The organism is Bradyrhizobium sp. LMTR 3 (assembly GCF_001693485.1).
GTDB lineage: Bacteria > Pseudomonadota > Alphaproteobacteria > Rhizobiales > Xanthobacteraceae > Bradyrhizobium.
In genome coordinates, this window is record NZ_MAXC01000017.1 from 50,329 (window position 1) to 67,699 (window position 17,371).

Below are 17,371 nucleotides of genomic sequence, written 5' to 3' on the forward strand. Positions count from 1 at the left end.
ACCTATCGTGGACAATCCCATCGGAACCCCCGGGCTATTCGACCTGCAAACGATCGATACCGGCGCGGCAAGGCTTCGCGCGCAATTGCTTCGAATTGGCCCGTTTCGCGTCAGTCATGCCGGTAATCACGCATCTACCGCCCACTCTGCCTCGGCCTTCCGTCGATTCCTGTGCCTATCGCCAGGCTCGGAGCGCAGCTTTGTGACCGTAGCGGGCGCTTTTGCCGACCAAAGATATTGCGCGGCATACGCTCTCCACGGACGCCATCGCTCCGCGCGTGCCAGCAATTCGTTCGGACTTGGACGCCGGCCTGCGGAATCCTGCATCGCGCGCATGAGTCCGATGTCGGCTGCGGGAAAGGCGTCGGGCTCTCGAAGTTCGCGCATCGCGATGTATTGCGCCGTCCATTCGCCGACCCCGGCGAGGGACCGAAGCTGAACGATGGCCTCGTCGAGGCTTCGACGCGCCCCGAAGATATGTGGATCGGCCACTACCGCGGCGGCCAACGACGACAGTGCGGCAGCACGTCTCCTCGGCATTCCAAGCTTGGAAATATCCGCATTGGCAATCCGACTTGGCTGTGGAAAGACGTGCGTCAGAGCCGGAAAGTCGGGATGGCGGGTCCTCAGCGCCTTTCCATGGGCGGCCACAAGCTTTCCTGCGAGAGCGATCCCGGCAGTGACCGTGATCTGCTGGCCCAACAGGGCTCGGACCGCGAGCTCGAAGCCGTCCCACGCTCCGGGCACCCTTAGCCCAGGCCGCGCTTTTACAAATGCGGCAAGCGCGGAATCCCTGGCGAGGTGGGCGCCGATCGCGCCTGGATCCGCGGCCAGGTCGAACACTCGCCGCAACCGAGCTATGATGGCCGGAAGCGAAGACAGCTTCGGAAATCTGATGGTGGCCTCAAGCGCGTGGCTATTCGTGGGGCGGACCACCACGATCCCCTGGGCTCCCTCGATTTCGATCGCGCGCGCATATGCATCTCCGCTAATCGTCTCCACACTAGGGATCGCGCGAAATCTTAGGAAATCGAGCATCGCGTCCCAGTCATAGGGAGGCCGATACGGGAGAAGGATCCTTACGCCGCCGGTTGATTCGGACGAGACATCCTCCGCCGCACTTCGACGCAGAGCGCTCGGCGGGCGCCCATACAGTTGCTGGAATATCTGGTTAAACCGGCGCGCGCTGCCAAAGCCGGCGGCAAGCGCCACCTCGGTCATTGGCAGCTTGGTCTCGTGAATGAGCTGCTTTGCGAGCAGCACTCGGCGGGTTTGAGCGACCGTTATCGGAGATGCGCCAAGGTGCCGACGAAACAGACGGCGCAGTTGACGTTCGCCCACGCCCAGCCGGTCGGCGAGACCGGTGACGTCACCGCCGTCCATGACACCCATTTCAATAAGGGAGAGTGCCCTGGATACTGTATTCGAGGTCCCGCGCCACGCGGCAAGATCGGGCGCCGCCTCAGGACGGCATCGCAGGCAAGGCCGGAATCCCGCCTCGTGTGCCGATGCCGCTGTCGGATGAAACGTGACGTTCTCCCGCTTTGGAATTCGAGCAGGGCAAACCGGGCGACAATAAATCCCTGTCGTCTTTACGGCGACGAAGAGCCGGCCGTCAAAACGGGCGTCCCGCGTCGAGATCGCGCGATAGCAAGCGTCGTGGTCAAGATCCATCGGGTCAGCCTCCCATATTGCGCTGCTTTTGTCTGGCGCTTTTCGGACTCCACCATTCCTTTAGCCTCGATTTGGGATCTTCGAGGATGAGGTCCGAATTCTGCGAGCAAATATCCCGGGTACCTGCGATGTCACCGCCTCAACTCGGAGAGACAAAATGAAATTCGAAGGCAAAGTAGCGCTCATCACGGGCGGCAACACTGGCATAGGCCAGGCAACCGCGCTGCTGTTCGCGCGTGAGGGTGCGAAGGTGATGATTGTCGGACGGCGCGAAAAGGAAGGCGAAGCGACGGTCGATTCGATCGAGAAGGCCGGCGGCGTGGCCGCGTTCGTGAAGGCGGATGTTTCCAAGGAGGATGATTGCCGGACGATGGTCGCCCGCACGGTCGAGCTGTACGGCCGGCTTGACATCGCGCTCAACAACGCCGGGGTCGGACGTGCGGGCAAACTGATTGCCGATGAGGACGAGGCCGGCTTTGTCAGCGTGTTGGCCACCAATCTGCTTGGTGCGTTCCTCTCGATGAAGCACGAGATCCCGGCGATGCTCGCCAATGGTGGCGGCGCGATCGTCAATACTGCGTCAGTCAGCGGCTTAGTCGCCAGCCCGGGGCAATCGGCCTATATCGCGAGCAAGCATGGTCTCCTGGGTTTAACGAAAGCAGCGGCACTCGAATACGCCAAGCAGGGCATTCGCGTGAACGCAATCTGTCCCGCCGCGACGCGCACGGAAATGGTCAAGCGCTGGTTTGCAATGCCCGGAGTAGAGGAGCGCGTGACGGGCGCGATGCCGGCGGGACGAATCGCAGAGCCTGAGGAAGTCGCGAAAGCGGTGCTGTTTCTTTCAGGGGATGGTGCGTCATACGTCTCGGGTCATTCCTTGGTCATCGACGGCGGTTTTGTCATCCAATAGCGCAGACGCAGATTTCCCTGGAGAATTGAGGATCATGAAATGAGTGCACCGAATGCGGCCGAGCTTCGGCACGAATATGCCGACGTGGGTGGAGCGCACCTGCATTACGTAATAGCCGGTTCAGGACCGCTTATGCTGTTTGTCCACGGATTTCCCCAACACTGGTACGCATTCCGGCATCAGCTCAAGGAATTTTCTGTAGATCATACCGTGGTGGCGGTCGATCTGCGCGGAGTAAATCTGTCCTCGAGGCCAGCAAAGCTGAGAGATAATGGCGTCTGGGTTGCGGCGGACGACATGAAATCCTTGATCCAGCAACTGGGCTTCTCCAAATGCACGATGGTCGGTCATGACTGGGGCGCCGCAGTTGGCTACTCATTTGCGCTCCATCATCGCGAAATGCTTGATCGGTTGGTAATTCTATCCGGCTCGCATCCGGCGACATTTGACCGTGAGCTTCACTACAACGAGAAGCAAATCAGGGGCGGCAAGCATTGGCTGCGCCTTCGGCGGCCCGATAGTGCAAAGAAACTTGCCGAAAATGATTTCGCCGCGCTGAAACGAACGTTTGAAGAGCACGACTTCTTTAGCAAGGAAGATCTGGAGGCATATCTCACTGCCTGGCGTCAGCCCGGCGCGATTGAGGGAATGGTCGCTTGGTATCAGGCGGAGGGCTGGGGACCGGCGGAAGGATCATCGCCCGCATACGGAAACTATGTTCACGAGATATCTCCGCTTACCATCGCCGTTCCGACCCTTGTGATATTCGGCAATGAGGACAAGTTTCTCGTGAACGAAAACTATGACGGCCTGGAGACTTATGTTCCTGACCTTACGCTTCGCGAAATCGTTGGCGGAAGTCATTGGATACTTGACGAGCATCCAACGATCGTGAATCGCCACATTCGGGAATTTCTAGGGTTGGATCGGCCAGGGTGAGTGCTGATATCGGCTACACTACAGGCTTCGGTAGAGATCATCGGTTCGTGATGCCGTCCGTCTCCAGAACCAAGCCCTGCGCTGCGAGACCGTAGTTAGACCGTCGCTTCCGGCAGCTGTGCACTCGTTGCGCCGAACACGTCCGTAAACGCCCGCCGGAGCGCGATGTCGACGTCTTCCATCGTGACGGGCAGGCCGAGGTCGACCAGTGAGGTTACCCCGTAACGCGGATCGGCAACGCCGCAGGGGACGATCGCGGAAAAATGCGAAAGCTCCGGCTCGACATTGATGGCGATGCCGTGGAACGACACCCAACGCCGCAACCGCACGCCGATTGCAGCGATCTTGTCTTCGTGGCCGACACCCTTGTCCGGCCGCCTGACCCAGACCCCGACACGATCCTCGCGGCGCTCGCCGCGCACGTTGAAGGCATCCAGCGTGCGGATGATCCATTCTTCGAGGCCGGCAACATAGGCACGCACGTCCGGCCGCCGCCGCTTCAGGTTGAGCATCACATAGGCCACCCGCTGGCCGGGACCGTGATAGGTGAGCTGTCCGCCGCGGCCGGTGGTAAACAACGGGAAGCGCGGCTCGAGCAGGTCGTCCTGCCTGCCGCTGGTGCCGGAGGTATAAAGCGGGGGGTGCTCCAGGAGCCAGACCAGTTCGGTCGCCTTTCGCTCGGCGATCTCGGCCGCGCGGGCCTCCATTGCAGCCACGGCCTCGGGATAGGGGACCGGTTCCGCCGAAATCCGCCATTCGACCCCGCCGCCGCCCTGGGCGAAGGTCGTCAAATCAAGGCTTTGGCGGTCATTAACCATTGGCTAACCATAACGTGTTCAGGTGGGAACCACACCAATTTAGTCCCTTTTGGCGGTTCAGAAGTGGCCACCCTCGATAAAGTCAGCGTCGATCTCATGGTGGTGCTCGGCACCACGACCATGCCCATCCACCAGGTGATGCGACTTTCCCGCGGCGCCATCATCGAACTGGATGCCACCGAGGCGGACGAGGTCAAGATCCTCGCCAATAACTTGCCCATTGCCTCCGGCGTGGTGCTGGTCGATCGCAACCGCATCGCGGTCGAAGTCAAGCAAATGCTGCCGAAATCCCCTGATGTCAGGTAGTTATCGGAGCGCAAAACTTCCTTGTCCCCCCATCCCTGATTTGTTACATCGCAACCGTTGATCCGGCGGGCTGCAATCCTTCCAGCCGGTATCCCAAGCGCTCGTGGCGGAATTGGTAGACGCGCTGCCTTGAGGTGGCAGTGAGTAACATCGTGGGGGTTCGAGTCCCTCCGAGCGCACCACCCCCACACTTGGCGTTGAAATATCAGGGTTTTTTCCGCCGGTTACTCTCAAAAGTTACTATTCTGTTCTGGTCGATCGGCATCGCCAGATCGGCGGTGTTCTCCATTTGATCGTAGGCCTCGATCTTTTCCATCCCACTGATCGCAAGCTTGTCCCGGTTCGCCTTGGCGATGTAGAGCGCCGGCATCTTGTGATCGCGCCAGCCGAACATCGCCATCATCTGCGCTTCCGTGCACTCCGAGTAGGCCGCGACTTCGGCGCGCGCCTTGCGCACGCCATGGCAATTCTTTTTGAGCTCGTTGACCCGGCCAGCCGGGCAAACTTCTTGAACTTTGCCGCCCACGCCTTCTTGTTCATCGGCGCGATCTCGCCCTTCACCAGCTTGCCGGTGAAGACCTCGCCCGTTCCCAAGATGCCGGCATTGGGCGCCGCCGCCAGCGAGACCGCGAAGTCGCGATGCACGGGCACCGTCGCCGTGGTGTGGCCCTTGCTCTTTTCGGTCGCGACCTTGACCATCATTGTCTTCAACGTCCGCTGCAGGTGGGTGGATCCAAAGCGAGAGGCATCGCCGAGCCGCAGGTGAGTGTAGTGGAGGATGTCGAACATCAACCGCGCCTCGGTGCCGAGCGGCCAGCGCGCCCGATACTTCGCCATATCCTCTTCTGTCCACGGCACCCAGCCGCCGCTCTCGCGCGAGGCTTTCGCCTTGCCGCTTTTGAGCCCAATGGTCGGGTCGTCATCCGGCTCGATGTGCTCCTCGTCGATCATCCAGCCGATCATGTGGCGCAGCGCCGACAACAGATTGCCGGCCTGAACCGGCGTGCGAGCCTTCAGTTCCTCGCGCAACACCCTGCGCGTCAGCGCCGCAAACGGTCGCTCGCCGTTGTCATGGAGCAGGGGCTCTATCAGCCCGGTCCGCGCGTCTCGCGTGCTTTCGGCCAGCCCTTCTTCACTGATCGCCGGATTGCCAAGCCAGCGGTCGCTCTGCCTGTAGAGCGTCCAGTACCAACGCAGGCTGCCTGGAGCGGGCGGGGTGGTTGGCAGTGGCTCGCGCTTTTCGCGCGTTTGCTTTTCGGCGCGAACCCAGTCGGTGGCGTCGCCGAACTTGCCGATCTGGTCGACGATTGCGGCATCGACCGCGCGATTGAACTCATCGCTTCCGAACTCTTCGTTGATTCTGATTTTTGGCAGCTTGTCGCGAAGCTGTACATACCAACGCAGCTGCCCCTTGTCGGACACGTCACTGATCAGGTAGCGGCGCGAGGTGGCAGGTGCCTCGTCGGGCTTGGTGCGGCGCATGCGTGGCACTCCTCCCAAGGCACGGACCGCAGCCTCCCAAGCCTTGTGAAAGTCGCTCTGCTCAGCCGTGCTGTACTCCTCAACGACGTCAATGCGGCGTCCCGCTTTGCTGACCTTGACGTACCAGCGCAGGCGGCCACGAAAATTGTCGTGGTACAGGTTCATCCGGTGATCCTCGGGCGCGCGAGGAGACCGGGCCTTTTGTCCAAGCATTGGCTTTCTCCGTAACCAATGCTTGGAGTCTAACGATGCGACGACTCCGCATCAATTGCATAAGGTGCGTTTCACCCGCTTTCGGTGCGTTTCAGATAACGCTGCAATGCCTGAGATGGCACCCATATTTCGCCGGAATCATTTGGAGGCTTGATCGGCGCGGCGCTTGCCGTGAGTGCAATCCGAATAACGCCCTCGCCATCGACCATCACCGCGCTCGCGCCGGCTTCCTTGGCGGCGCGGATCGCACGGGCAATGTCTGCTTGTGTGACCTTGGCGGGACGTCGCGGCATCGCGCTTCTCCTATTGACTGTAAAATTCACACCGTCAGAACCGGAATCATCGGTATGGAGGACTGAGAAAGCCGCGGACAAAAGAGCAGCCAGTTGTCCTTCGGACAATCGGTTTGATTGGAGTGGAAATCGGAGGGGTAACTCAGAGAGTCGGGGTAGCTCGACTTGGATCGTCGAACGATTTGATTGCCGTTCGCCCGTATCTCTGTGCGCGGCCAAGGCTTCGTGCTAAAGCGATGTTAAGGCAAGCTGATCAGGCTCATTACCTGAAGGTCATTGGTTCAAATCCTATCCCCGCAACCAAATCTTAAGCCGTTGAGAACGCATCGTTTTCAAGGGCTTTTTGCTGTTCCCAATCTGGCTCGAAATCTCTCTCGTGGAAGCGGCAGGAGGAAAGTCGCAGCGTAAAAGGGCAGAGGGCGCGCGATGACTCAATTGTGATCGCAGGCCGATGGCGAGCGCCGCAACTCACGTCAGATCACGGCCCGCGCGGCCCGTTCACGGTCTTGCGGTGCCGGTTACGCCGCCTCACCGGTAAACTACGAATCTGCGGGTCAGGAGTTCGAATCTCTTCGGGCGCGCCATTCATCTTCTTCAAATGTCTTCGATTTATAGAACGGCCTAAAATGCGCCCAGACCACAATTGCGTTTAGTCTGGGGTTTAGTCTGGGGAAATTTTTTGCCGTCGAGCTCCGCCCGCTGCCTTGCTGTTCCGGAGTGGAAGTGCGACCGCTACCAACCCGCCTTTGTCTGCTTGAAGAGCTCAAACCGGGACGGCGTCAGGCGGTCAAGGCCGGCGCGTCAGCGCCGCCGCCCAGCGGCTCGGCCTTGAGGGGCCGACGCCGGTCTGGTCCCATGGCTCGCCACCAGCAAAGGGAGTTGCTGCCGCCGCTCTTATTGGACTTCATCTAACGCGCGTTTCGGGCGCCATCCGACGGGATTGGCGATCCATCGGTCGATCTCCGACTCATGCCAGCCGCTCCCGTTGACGCTGATCTTGATCTGCGGCGGGAATGTGCCCTCGGCGATCTTGCGATAGATGGTGGACCGGGACAGCCCGGTCCGGGAAAGCACGGTTTTCAAGCGGATGATACGGTCTGGTTCGCGCATAACCGCGCTGCCTCCTGCTGGCTCTCTCTGACAGCTTCGGAGACAAGACAGGACGAGCAGTTGCAGTAGGCAAGCGAGTTGTTGGACTTGTCATAGCGTGGCGTAGAGACGGCGGCAGATGGATGGATCAAATTCCGATGCCCCGGCCTCTGCCAATGTCGATGCCGTGAGTGAAGGCCAATTCCTGGCCCAGCCGGCGGCCTGATTCAAATGCGATGCCGAGTTCCTGCTTGCGGGTGGCGAGGATGGATTCCAGTTGCGGATCGCGTTCAAGGCTTTTCGCCATGTCGCCCATCGCCGAGCGCGTCGCCTTGTAGCCGGCGATGTCGCCGCCCTGATACTGGCGCTGGCTGGTGTGGTCGAGCTTCTGCCAGCGCTGCACGAAACGGTCGGCGCGGCGGCTCGGATTGGTGCGCAGTTCGGTTTCAAGCTGGAGCGCGCGGATGGCGCGAGCAGAGTTGCCCGAAGCGGCTTCAAGGGCGAGTTCCGGGTTCTTCTTGTAGGCAGCTTCGGCGTCGTGCGAGCCATAGGGCCGCACCTCCTCGAAAACCTTGCGGGACTCCTGCAATTCCTTCACCTGCTCCGGGCTGGCCTTGCCGCCCTGGTCCTGCATATCGAAGATCGCATCCACGGCTCGGGCATGACGGGTGAGAGCCTTCGTGCGGGCCTTACGCAGCGCCCCTTCCGGGTCTTTCACCACCTTCCTTTCCGGCGCTTCCCGTTGCGGCCTCCGGGCGCTCTCTGTGCCAGGCACAGCTTCGGCAGACGGGCGCAGGCAATCGAACATGTTGCGCACCCTCTCGGGCACGACCTTGCGCACAATCTCGGCCACGCGCTCGCGGAAGGTGATCCCACGTCGTTCGGCATAGCTCTGGGCCGGATCGGCGCGTTCGTAATCCGAAGCCATGTCTTTGGCCCGGTCGCGCGACAGGGTGCGGACAAGCCGGTCCTGACTGGCAAAATCGTCGCGGCCATAATGCAGGTCCACGCCCTCTCTATGCCGCGATAGGGCGACATAGCTGCCATGGGCATCCATGCCCGGCGTCGCTAGCACATGGGTGTGGTCCACCGTCATACCCTGGGCCTTGTGGATGGTTGCGGCATAGCCGTGGTCGATCCGGTTATAATCCCTGAGGCCGAAGCGAACGGATCGGCCATCGTCGGTCTGCACCGTCATGGATTGCGCGCTGACATGTTCGATGGTTCCCAGCGTGCCGTTCTTTACGCCGAGCCCGCGCTCGTTTTGCAGGAACATGACGCGATCCCCGCTGGCGAAGCGGCGCTCGCCGCGCTCGACCGTGAGGCGCACCTCATCCCCCAGATCACTCGCAGCCCGCATCCGCTCCCGCGCGGCCTCATTGAGGGCGCGCACCTCGTCGTTGGTGTGTGTGAGGATGATCCGGCTGCGCCCCGGCGCTGACTGCCGGTCGCGGTCCCAGCGCCCGATCAGATCGCCCCGCGCCTGCTCGCGTGTTTGCGCCTCATGCACCATGCGGTGGGAGCGATAGGCTTCCAGCGCATGGCCGGCTCTGCCCGTCGCCAGATCGCGCGTGGCGTCGCGCTGCCAGTCCTCATTTTGGCGGCGCACCTCGCCGATTTCCGCACCACCATGGCGCTCATGGATCGAGCGGAAGGCCGCGCCGGCCTCGATTGCTTGCAACTGCTTGATGTCGCCGACCAGGACGACCTTGGCGCCGGCCTCTGCTGCATGGGACAGGACGCGTTCCAACTGCCGTGTACCGACCATGCCGGCCTCGTCGATCACCAGCACATCGCGGGTCGTGAGCAGGTCGCGGCCCTGATGCCAACCATGCTCCATGCTGGCGATGGTGCGTGACGCAATGCCCGATCCGCTTTCGAGGTTTTCCGCCGCGATGCCGGACAGCGTTACGCCCCGGACCTCGTAGCCCGCTGTTTCCCAGGCCTCCCGTGCCAGGCCCAGCATCGCGCTCTTGCCGGTTCCGGCATGGCCAACGACGATTCCGAGATCGCGCCCATCCGTGACATGCACCAGCGCGTCGGCCTGCTCGCCCGAAAGGACGACACCGCGCGCTTCCCCACGCGCAAGAGCCGCTTCGCGATCCGCGTTACGCACCTCATAGCGTTCTCGTTCCGCCATGAGTTTGGCGGCGTGGTGCAGCCGCCGTTCGGTGTCGATCATGGCGCTGGTCGTGAACCGATCTTCGCCGCGAGCGTCCTTGCCGAGTTCGACCAGATCGGGCGCATTGCGCATCGCACCCATGACTTCGTTGAACTGCTCGATGCCATGACTGTGCCGGTGCGCGAAGACAGCTATATCGCGGCGCGTGAAGGTCGATTGCTGCTGGGTGATCGCGTCCAGTCCAAGGGAAGGATCGGCGATGATCCTCTCGCCATTGCCGCGCGCGATCTCGCGGTGCAGTTCGGCGCGGTCGGCCTCATTGCCTTCGCCCTCGGTTCCCCGATCCTCGATACGCCGAGCGGGCGCGCCGATCTGGCTTTGCGGCTCCAGTGCGATGCCCTGCGCTTCGAGACTCCGATGGTCGATGCGCGCGTCGATGTCGAGTTCGGCCAAGCGCTCATTGGCGATCTCCGCCCAGCGTTCGCGCCAGCGCTCGACCATCTCCGTGCGGTTCCAGTCCCGCTCCTTCTGGCCAAAACCGTTCTCGTCTACCGCGCGCATGGTCAGCATGACATGGGCATGCGGTTTGGGCATGCCGTCCTCGGCCATGTCCCAATGCACATTGAGATCGGCGATCATGCCCCGGTCCACGAACTCAGCCTGCACGAAGTCGCGGGCCAGCTCGATCTCCTGAGCTTGGGTCATCTCGCGGGGAAGCGCGAATTCCACCTCGCGGGCAAGCTGCGCGTCCTTGCGGATCTCGAAGGCTTCAACATCGTTCCAAAGCCGTTCGCGGTCGCGCCACGCCTCCGGTGCGTTCTCCGGTAGCATCACCTCGGAATGCACAACGCCGCGCTTGGCCGAAAAGTCGTGGCTGCGGTCCAGGCGCTCGTCGCGCAGCCGCGAGCCCGAACGGTAGGCGGCGGACGCCACCGCGCTGGACCCGGACTTGCGGCCAATGACCTTGACGTGAAGATGATAGATCGCCATCGCGACCAGATCATTGACACGGCAAAGCGCACGTCGGAACGACGTATAAGCGCGCCCTCCCTCGAAAAATTCTCGGGCGGGACTACCACGTCCCAAGCCGTCCTGACGACCTTACCGCATTGTGCCGGGCGCTCGACTATCATTTCTCCATCAACACTGATGGAGGCAACGATGCGCAAGCCGCGGGACTTTGATGCCGAACTGAAAGCACTTGAGGACAAAGCGCGTGACCTCAAGAGCCGCAAGGTGCAGCAGCTCGGCGAACTGGTTATCGTCACCGGGGCTGACACACTGAGCGCCAATGAACTGGCGGGTGCGCTGATCGTGCTGGCCGAGACAAAAGAGGCCGGAAAGCGGGAGGCATGGGCCAGGCGCGGGGCCGCGTTCTTTCAGGGACGGGCGCGGAGAACTGCGTCGGCAACTGACCGCGACGCAGACGGCGCTCCGGCGCAACCGGGCGGCGCGCAACCGATGTCAGGTCGCAAGGGCGCGACATGACATGCGCACATGGCAGGTCGAGCGCCGCAAGCGAACGCGGCACCTGATCGAACTCGGCGGCCTCGTCGTGAAAGCCGGACTCGTCAACCTGACTGGCGACGACCGTGTCCTGATCTACGGCGCGCTGCTCTGGATGGCCGACAAGCTCCAAAGCGATCAAAGCGAACAGGCGCGAGCACGGTGGTTGGCAAAGGGGAAGCAAGCGTTCGAGGCGGACCCAACGGCACGCAAGGGGACAGATCGACCCGATCCAGCAGCAGCTCGTCGTTGAACCACGACAATGGTACGTCAACTATGCGAAGACCGATGGTTGCAAGCGGGCATTAAATGGCGCCCAACATTGCCTCTGCAGCGCCGCCACAAGTGCGGTCAGCGTTGCCGCGTCAACCGCGCCTGTGATCCGCATCCGAGCCTCGGCCGCGAACTCAATCTCGATCGCACCGCTGGTTCCGGAGGGCGCCGTCAATGGTTGCTGGTCCGGCGCAATGGAGACTGCGGCAAAACGGACCCCGTCATCCTGCGCTGCACTGGCTCAGATCCGCAAGCGAGGACGCCCGCGCGCCTGTCGCCGCCAGACCGTAAGCAAACTGGGTGAACGTCATGTCGTTGACCAGTCGTCCTGCCGTTTGCGAACCTCAACAACGATCCGGAGCAGGACAATTTCGCCGACAGCATTACGACCGACTTAACGACAGATCTCGCGCGAATGCGCAACGCATTTGTCATCGGACGCGGGACGGCTTTTACCTATAAGAACCGGCAGATCGATCTGAAGACTCTCGGCAAGGACCTGGGTATCCGCTGGGCCGTACAGGGCGCGGTGCGGCGCGCTGGAGATCAGGTCCGGGTCAACGTATCGCTTACAGATGTCGCGAGTGGTCGTGACATCTGGTCCGATCGTTTCGACAGTGATCGCACGAAAGTCTCAGTCTTGCAGGACCAGATTACAGCACGGCTCGCCCGCTCGCTCAATATTGAACTTATCCAAGCTGAAAGCCGCCGTAACGCAACGGACCTATCGAAGAATCCGGATGCCGTGGACTTCGCCATGCGCGGCTGGGCAAAGTCCTATGAGCCCCGATCGAAGACGACAATTGCGCAGGCAAAGGAGCTATTCGACAATGCGCTGCGCCTCGATCCGGACAACGTCGATGCAATGATCGGGAAGGCGTGGTATCTGAGCCCCCCGATCAATTTGCTCTCCGGATGGCCTGTGTCCGTGACGGAAGACAAGAAGACGGCGACCAATCTTGTCGACAGAGCCCTTTCGAAAAGCCCGGCAAACGCAATGGCTCACGTGGTCAAGGGAGACACTCTTCGATTTGGTAACCCTGAAGAGGCGCTGCATCAATACGACGCTGCGCTTGAAATCAATCCGAATTTCCCGGCCGCCTACTCAGGCAAAGGAGATGCACTAATCCTCGTCGGGCGGGCACGCGAAGCATTATCCGTGACGCAGCTAGCACTCCGGCTCAGCCCCAGGGATCCTTCTGCTGTCGCTTGGCGTTGGACCCTCTGCCATGCACACCTGCACCTGCGCGATTATCAAGAAGCAATCGAAGAGTCATGCTTTCCGAGGCGATTTCCGTCGCTCAGAAGGAGATCGCTGGAGCAAAACCGGTCGATGCAGATTTGGTGACAACAAAAGACGGGAAAGTCATCTACTCTATCGAACTGGTAAAAGACGACGCGCACAACTTGCACAAGGTGAGCGTCGATATGCAAAGCGGGAGCGTCATCGAGGTCACGCAGAAGAACGTTGCAGAGAAGGATCTGAAACGAGTGAAGGCTGTTGATCAAGCCAAGGTCACGATGGCTGAAGCAATTACACTTGCTGAGAAGCGACTTCCCGGCGGCACAATTGCCGCCGCCGAGGCTAAGCCTAGAAGAGGTCAAGTGGTTTACGTGGTAGACATCGAGCAGAACGGGCTGCACGTTGTGCACGTAGACCCCGATAGCGGCCGCGTACTCAGCGCGGCACGCAAATTGGATGACTGAGCGAAGGAAGGCACTCCGCCTCCGCCCGAACGATACCGCGCGCCCGACGCAGCTCGGGCGACGGCTCATGGCGAAGCGCGTAGTTCACTGCCATTTCCAAGTAATCGTTAAGTAATATAATTGCGATGGCGTTGGGAAGATTGACACCGACGCTCAGCACAAACTTCCCCGTCCTGCCGTGTGCAGGCGGGGCTTTCAGTCGGGCCTAACGATGGTGAAAGAGATCAAGTCCCTCCGCAAGCAGGCCGATAAAGCTGAGCGGATTGCCCAGGCCGTGACGGATGTCGAAATCTCGCAACGATATATGAGCATGGCTCGGGGCCTATCGCAGTCAGGCCGACATTCTAAAGGCAAAGAGGAAGGCGGCGAAGAAGAAGTGCTAGTGGTTAGCAACCTTTACATTGCGGCCGAATTGATCGTCACGCGCAAAGGAGGCGAAGGCAATGAACAAATTGGCGACAGTTGTTTTCACTGCGGCCCTCTCAGCAAGTTCGCTGAACCCCGCCAAGGCCGATCAGCCGGGACCGGACTGGATGCCTGCCGAGCAGGTAAAGCAAAAGGTTCTTCAGTCAGGTTATACGGAGGTCACCAAACTAGAAGCCGACGACGATCAATGGGAAGGCGAAGGCATCAAGAACGGCCAGAAGATGGACTTTCACGCCGATCCGAAGACCGGTGTAATCACGTCCGAAAAGGTCGATGACTAAGGGCAACTGCCTACTATTGCGTCGAGCATCTTATAGAATCGTCCAGATGATTCGATGTTAGGGCGGCGCAGAAGGAATGGCAAAGTCATCAAAACTCGTTGCGGCAAAACGCGGACGGGTCTTGCTGGTTAGACGAAGGCGCGACCGGTTATGGATGTTTCCGGGAGGCCGCCGGCGTGGCCGGGAAACGGAAAAAGGTTGCTTGCGCAGGGAAATCCGGGAGGAGCTTCCAAAGCTCAAGCTGGGACGCTTGAAGCTCTGGAAGGAGGTCAAGGCCAAGAACCCTAGATCAGGACGGAAGATGAGCGATGCTATATTTATCGCTGCCAAAGCCTCTGGCCGTCTCGCCATCGGTGACAAGCAGGAAATAGACAAGGCGGCGTGGCATAAACCGCGCGGCATCCAATTAACACCGACCTCTCGTTATATCCGCGACAAGCTGTTCCCCAAGCGAGGCTAGCTACTTCTGCGCTTGGCCCCAAGCCGACCAACTTCGTCGCCTGCGGCTGGTCCGGTATTCAGGGCGGTCCGGACTTCGCATCAGCGATCCTTCGACCGCCGCTTGTGACCCAACTCAGACATGGCGGTAGCTGCGATGCTGCCGATCCCTTTCCGCGGGGACGTCGGCCTACCAAGCCTTTTACCGACTTTCGGTGGCGTGCACGGAGCAAACGCGCTCGTCGCAAAGAGTAGCGACGAGGCCAATCAGTGGCTTCATCTTCATTTCTTTTTCGCCTTGGGCTTTGCCTTCGTGGGCGGTGGAGCCGCGGCCTCTCGTGCGAGCCGCTCGGCTTTCAGACGCTCGCGGTTCTTCGCAAATGCTCTTTGCGCGATCTCGTACTCGCTCATTGCCGTTGCCGCGTCTACTTGGCGAAACGCCTTGCGCGCTTCCCGCTCGGCCCTGGTGATTTGATTCGGTGGTTCAATTCCGCCCGGTGCCTTCGTCATTTTTTTGCCTTCGCCGATCGACGCGCGCCTCTGTGAATTCTTCAGGTCCCTTCAGCAGCCGCCTTTTGCGGCTGGCCCGATCATCAGCACTCGCCGCACCGTCAGCCAGGTTGTCGATTACGTTGGCAGCCAATTCCTTGGCCCGCGTCGCGTTTAGCTGTGCTGGCTTTACCCCCGCCGCCAGCCCCAGTTCTACCAGCCGGTGGATAGCGTCGGAGCGGGTAGCATCGTTGGCGGTCGCCCAGGCGTCCACCTCAGCCGTCAGCGTTGTGGGCAGCCACGTTGTTGCGGGCGGATCCCGTTCGGTAGAGGGCCTACCGGCGCGCCCCTTTCGGCGAACTGTTTTCATTAGAATCTCACGCGCGGAGCCCGGATTAGTTCCGTGGTTCGGGGGCGTTATCCGGCGGTAATTCCACCCTGCCGAGCCTCGCGCCGGATATTGAGCCTGCCGGAGGCACGCTTCCGCACGTCCTCGTCAAGGGCGGAGATCCGTTATCCGCGAGTTCAGAATAAAACCCTCGTCTCAATGGGTCGCACCCTTGAAAGAATGCCCCGTACATCCATATCCCATCCACACAGATGGCATATGGAGGGTGATAATTGTGAATAGTAACGTGCGGGAACTTCGACCCAAGCCGCCTGAAACAGAAAAAATCACGATCAATCTTGGTTATGTCGACCTTGGTCACGTCGATCTGATGGTTCAGGAAGGGTTCTACTCGAACCGAACCGATTTCATCCGAACGGCAATCCGTAACCAGCTCGAGCGGCACGCCGACGTCGTAAAGCAGTCAACGGCCCGAAAAAGCCTGGACCTCGGTCTGCGGAACTACAGCCGCGAGGATCTCGAAGCGGTGCAGCGAGCCGGCGAGATGCTGCACATCAATGTTCTGGGCCTTGCCAGCATTTCCCAGGACGTCACGCCCGAGCTTGCTCGCGCCACCATTGCCTCAGTCTCCGTGCTGGGCGCGTGGCATGCGAGTGCGGCGGTCAAGGCCGCGCTCGCCGACAGGACACGGTGAAGGCGATGCTGAACCAGGACATCATTCGGGAAGCGACACGCCTCACGCGCGCGGGCCAACTCGTCGAGGCCACCGAGCTCCTGCAGCGCATGCTTCGCGGGGATAGCGCGCCGGACGCGCCATCGCGCACCGGCGGCCGCATCGCTCTTGCTGCGCCGCTCATTATTGATGCGAAGGCCAATGTTATTGAGGAGACGGATCGTCAGCCGCAATCAAAGCCAGCCGCATCCGCACAACCGCGCATGCTCCGGACGTTGCTGGATCGAAAAAAGGGGCGCTCCGGGATCGGACTGCGAGGTGTTAAGCGCGCCCCGCTGTCCACACCGGACATCGTGCCGGAGGGCGCCCGGTTCATCGAATGCACCTACAGCAGTCGCGCGGGAAGCCGTTCCTACAGGCTTTTCATCCCGAGCAGTTATCAGGAGCGGCCGCTTCCTTTGGTCGTCCTGCTTCACGGCTGTACCCAGTCGCCGGATGATTTCGCCGCCGGCACGAGGATGAACTTTATCGCCGAGGAACAAGGTTGCTTCGTGGCCTATCCTGCTCAGCCCAGCCAGGCAAACCAGGCGAAATGCTGGAACTGGTTTCGCACAGCCGACCAGCAGCGAGGCAGAGGCGAACCCTCGCTTATCGCGGGCATCACTCGCCAGATCATGGATGAGTATTTGGTCGATCGAAAGCGTGTCTACGTTGGTGGGCTGTCGGCCGGAGCGGCCGCCGCGGCTATCATGGGAGCGACATACAACGATCTGTACGCGGCAATTGGAATACATTCTGGCCTCGCGTGTGGGGTTGCCACGGACCTTCCTTCTGCGCTTGTCGCGATGCGACAAGGCGGGTCCGATCACAAGGTAATTTCAGGTGACCGACCACCTGTCCCGACCATCGTTTTTCACGGCGATCGCGACACTACCGTGCATCCAAACAACGGCGGCCAAATTCTTGAGCAGTCTATGAGGGGGACGAGCGCACAAAAGAAGGTGCATCGCGGGCAAGTACCCGGAGGGCATGCCTATACCCGAACGATCCTGAGCGACGCGAGTGGACGCGGAATGTTGGAGCACTGGAATATCCACGGAGCGGGACACGCATGGTCCGGAGGCAGCCCTGCGGGTTCCTACACTGATCCGCGCGGACCGGATGCAACAAGGGAAATGCTTCGTTTTTTCCTCGAGCATTCGCTCCCAGAGGACTAAGGCCGCCTCAGTCGGCCGCCGATCTCGCGATGTCGCCTGTTGTGAAGGGTTTCGGATGCCGGCCGCTTGAGGGACGTCGCGGCGTATTCGGCGGCCGGCGTCCGAAAGCCTCCAAGGGAGGAAACCGCGGGAGGGAGCACGTGGGTAGCGCGGCGTGGCTATGGGG

The 17,371-nt window shown here is 60.9% G+C and carries 19 protein-coding genes and 1 tRNA gene; 12 read left to right on the plus strand and 8 right to left on the minus strand.

The genetic code is table 11. From position 1 onward, the window contains the following. Positions 1-126 precede the first annotated feature (126 nt). Positions 127-1,674 carry a DNA-3-methyladenine glycosylase 2 family protein gene (locus LMTR3_RS40010; protein WP_065746064.1) on the minus strand — a complete coding sequence of 516 codons (1,548 nt, stop codon included), beginning with the start codon at positions 1,672-1,674 and terminating at the stop codon, positions 127-129. 157 nt (positions 1,675-1,831) lie between these two features. On the opposite strand from LMTR3_RS40010, the gene LMTR3_RS16100 reads away from it, so the two are divergent. Beyond that, entirely contained in the window at positions 1,832-2,584 is a 753-nt protein-coding gene (locus LMTR3_RS16100) for a glucose 1-dehydrogenase (RefSeq protein ID WP_065746065.1), read from the plus strand. A 39-nt stretch (positions 2,585-2,623) separates the two neighbouring features. Beyond that, positions 2,624-3,523, plus strand: a complete 900-nt coding sequence (locus tag LMTR3_RS16105; RefSeq protein ID WP_065746066.1) for an alpha/beta fold hydrolase — start codon at positions 2,624-2,626, stop codon at positions 3,521-3,523. Positions 3,524-3,618: 95 nt separating this feature from the next. On the opposite strand, the gene lipB is transcribed toward LMTR3_RS16105, so the two are convergent. Continuing rightward, the gene (gene lipB, locus LMTR3_RS16110; protein ID WP_065746067.1) at positions 3,619-4,341 is read right to left on the minus strand and encodes a lipoyl(octanoyl) transferase LipB; all 723 of its coding nucleotides are present in this window, start codon (positions 4,339-4,341) and stop codon (positions 3,619-3,621) included. Positions 4,342-4,404: 63 nt separating this feature from the next. Here lipB and LMTR3_RS16115 point away from each other — a divergent pair, with 63 nt between their 5' ends. Together LMTR3_RS16115 and LMTR3_RS16120 are read left to right on the plus strand one after the other, a co-directional pair. Next, positions 4,405-4,647, plus strand: coding sequence for a FliM/FliN family flagellar motor switch protein (locus LMTR3_RS16115; protein ID WP_027583831.1), 243 nt, complete (start codon positions 4,405-4,407; stop codon positions 4,645-4,647). A 97-nt stretch (positions 4,648-4,744) separates the two neighbouring features. Beyond that, positions 4,745-4,829 (plus strand) — tRNA-Leu (locus tag LMTR3_RS16120). A gap of 23 nt (positions 4,830-4,852) precedes the next feature. Here the strand turns inward: LMTR3_RS16120 and LMTR3_RS16125 are convergent. From LMTR3_RS16125 to traA, 5 genes are all read right to left on the minus strand, one after another. Beyond that, a complete protein-coding gene (locus LMTR3_RS16125; RefSeq protein ID WP_176721918.1) occupies positions 4,853-5,050 on the minus strand; it encodes a hypothetical protein in 198 nt (65 codons plus the stop codon). Further along, positions 5,047-6,294: a site-specific integrase gene (locus LMTR3_RS16130; protein ID WP_065746069.1), complete on the minus strand. Its 1,248-nt coding sequence runs from the start codon at positions 6,292-6,294 to the stop codon at positions 5,047-5,049. Before LMTR3_RS16130 ends, LMTR3_RS16125 begins: the two co-directional genes overlap by 4 nt. Before the next feature lie 119 nt (positions 6,295-6,413). Next, positions 6,414-6,635 (minus strand): hypothetical protein, encoded by a 222-nt coding sequence (locus LMTR3_RS16135; RefSeq protein WP_065746070.1) that lies wholly within the window; start codon positions 6,633-6,635, stop codon positions 6,414-6,416. Between the two features lie 894 nt (positions 6,636-7,529). Continuing rightward, a complete protein-coding gene (locus LMTR3_RS16140; RefSeq protein WP_065746071.1) occupies positions 7,530-7,745 on the minus strand; it encodes a helix-turn-helix transcriptional regulator in 216 nt (71 codons plus the stop codon). A 127-nt stretch (positions 7,746-7,872) separates the two neighbouring features. Beyond that, entirely contained in the window at positions 7,873-10,836 is a 2,964-nt protein-coding gene (gene traA, locus LMTR3_RS16145) for a Ti-type conjugative transfer relaxase TraA (RefSeq protein WP_065746072.1), read from the minus strand. Between the two features lie 171 nt (positions 10,837-11,007). Here traA and LMTR3_RS16150 point away from each other — a divergent pair, with 171 nt between their 5' ends. The 6 genes from LMTR3_RS16150 (at position 11,008) to LMTR3_RS16175 (ending at position 14,499) form a co-directional block, all read left to right on the plus strand. Continuing rightward, positions 11,008-11,334, plus strand: coding sequence for a conjugal transfer protein TraD (locus LMTR3_RS16150; protein WP_176721919.1), 327 nt, complete (start codon positions 11,008-11,010; stop codon positions 11,332-11,334). 1 nt (position 11,335) lies between these two features. Next, on the plus strand, positions 11,336-11,605 hold the full coding sequence (locus LMTR3_RS16155; protein WP_065746074.1) for a conjugal transfer protein TraD: 270 nt from the start codon (positions 11,336-11,338) through the stop codon (positions 11,603-11,605). Positions 11,606-12,040: 435 nt separating this feature from the next. Beyond that, positions 12,041-12,973: a tetratricopeptide repeat protein gene (locus LMTR3_RS16160; protein WP_245319902.1), complete on the plus strand. Its 933-nt coding sequence runs from the start codon at positions 12,041-12,043 to the stop codon at positions 12,971-12,973. Beyond that, on the plus strand, positions 12,901-13,332 hold the full coding sequence (locus tag LMTR3_RS16165) for a PepSY domain-containing protein (protein WP_084029656.1): 432 nt from the start codon (positions 12,901-12,903) through the stop codon (positions 13,330-13,332). Before LMTR3_RS16160 ends, LMTR3_RS16165 begins: the two co-directional genes overlap by 73 nt. A 443-nt stretch (positions 13,333-13,775) precedes the next feature. Continuing rightward, entirely contained in the window at positions 13,776-14,039 is a 264-nt protein-coding gene (locus tag LMTR3_RS16170; RefSeq protein ID WP_065746076.1) for a PepSY domain-containing protein, read from the plus strand. A 76-nt stretch (positions 14,040-14,115) separates the two neighbouring features. After that, complete coding sequence (locus LMTR3_RS16175; protein ID WP_065746077.1) at positions 14,116-14,499, plus strand: NUDIX hydrolase; 384 nt, start codon at positions 14,116-14,118, stop codon at positions 14,497-14,499. Positions 14,500-14,961: 462 nt separating this feature from the next. Here the strand turns inward: LMTR3_RS16175 and LMTR3_RS16185 are convergent, their stop codons facing one another. Next, a complete protein-coding gene (locus tag LMTR3_RS16185) occupies positions 14,962-15,336 on the minus strand; it encodes a hypothetical protein (protein WP_065746079.1) in 375 nt (124 codons plus the stop codon). A gap of 253 nt (positions 15,337-15,589) precedes the next feature. On the opposite strand from LMTR3_RS16185, the gene LMTR3_RS16190 reads away from it, so the two are divergent. Next, positions 15,590-16,009 carry a ribbon-helix-helix domain-containing protein gene (locus LMTR3_RS16190; RefSeq protein ID WP_065746080.1) on the plus strand — a complete coding sequence of 140 codons (420 nt, stop codon included), beginning with the start codon at positions 15,590-15,592 and terminating at the stop codon, positions 16,007-16,009. Positions 16,010-16,014: 5 nt separating this feature from the next. After that, positions 16,015-17,205, plus strand: a complete 1,191-nt coding sequence (locus tag LMTR3_RS16195; RefSeq protein WP_065746081.1) for an extracellular catalytic domain type 1 short-chain-length polyhydroxyalkanoate depolymerase — start codon at positions 16,015-16,017, stop codon at positions 17,203-17,205. Positions 17,206-17,371 lie beyond the last annotated feature (166 nt).

Coding starts and splice junctions, on each gene's coding strand:
- LMTR3_RS16185 (WP_065746079.1), bottom strand. CDS start 15,336: ATGAAAACAGTTCGCCGAAAGGGGCGCGCCGGTAGGCCCTCTACCGAA.
- LMTR3_RS16140 (WP_065746071.1), bottom strand. CDS start 7,745: ATGCGCGAACCAGACCGTATCATCCGCTTGAAAACCGTGCTTTCCCGG.
- lipB (WP_065746067.1), bottom strand. CDS start 4,341: ATGGTTAATGACCGCCAAAGCCTTGATTTGACGACCTTCGCCCAGGGC.
- LMTR3_RS16155 (WP_065746074.1), top strand. CDS start 11,336: ATGCGCACATGGCAGGTCGAGCGCCGCAAGCGAACGCGGCACCTGATC.
- LMTR3_RS16130 (WP_065746069.1), bottom strand. CDS start 6,294: ATGAACCTGTACCACGACAATTTTCGTGGCCGCCTGCGCTGGTACGTC.
- LMTR3_RS16150 (WP_176721919.1), top strand. CDS start 11,008: ATGCGCAAGCCGCGGGACTTTGATGCCGAACTGAAAGCACTTGAGGAC.
- LMTR3_RS16160 (WP_245319902.1), top strand. CDS start 12,041: ATGCGCAACGCATTTGTCATCGGACGCGGGACGGCTTTTACCTATAAG.
- LMTR3_RS40010 (WP_065746064.1), bottom strand. CDS start 1,674: ATGGATCTTGACCACGACGCTTGCTATCGCGCGATCTCGACGCGGGAC.
- LMTR3_RS16195 (WP_065746081.1), top strand. CDS start 16,015: ATGCTGAACCAGGACATCATTCGGGAAGCGACACGCCTCACGCGCGCG.
- traA (WP_065746072.1), bottom strand. CDS start 10,836: ATGGCGATCTATCATCTTCACGTCAAGGTCATTGGCCGCAAGTCCGGG.
- LMTR3_RS16175 (WP_065746077.1), top strand. CDS start 14,116: ATGGCAAAGTCATCAAAACTCGTTGCGGCAAAACGCGGACGGGTCTTG.
- LMTR3_RS16100 (WP_065746065.1), top strand. CDS start 1,832: ATGAAATTCGAAGGCAAAGTAGCGCTCATCACGGGCGGCAACACTGGC.
- LMTR3_RS16165 (WP_084029656.1), top strand. CDS start 12,901: ATGCTTTCCGAGGCGATTTCCGTCGCTCAGAAGGAGATCGCTGGAGCA.
- LMTR3_RS16105 (WP_065746066.1), top strand. CDS start 2,624: ATGAGTGCACCGAATGCGGCCGAGCTTCGGCACGAATATGCCGACGTG.
- LMTR3_RS16170 (WP_065746076.1), top strand. CDS start 13,776: ATGAACAAATTGGCGACAGTTGTTTTCACTGCGGCCCTCTCAGCAAGT.
- LMTR3_RS16125 (WP_176721918.1), bottom strand. CDS start 5,050: ATGATGGCGATGTTCGGCTGGCGCGATCACAAGATGCCGGCGCTCTAC.
- LMTR3_RS16135 (WP_065746070.1), bottom strand. CDS start 6,635: ATGCCGCGACGTCCCGCCAAGGTCACACAAGCAGACATTGCCCGTGCG.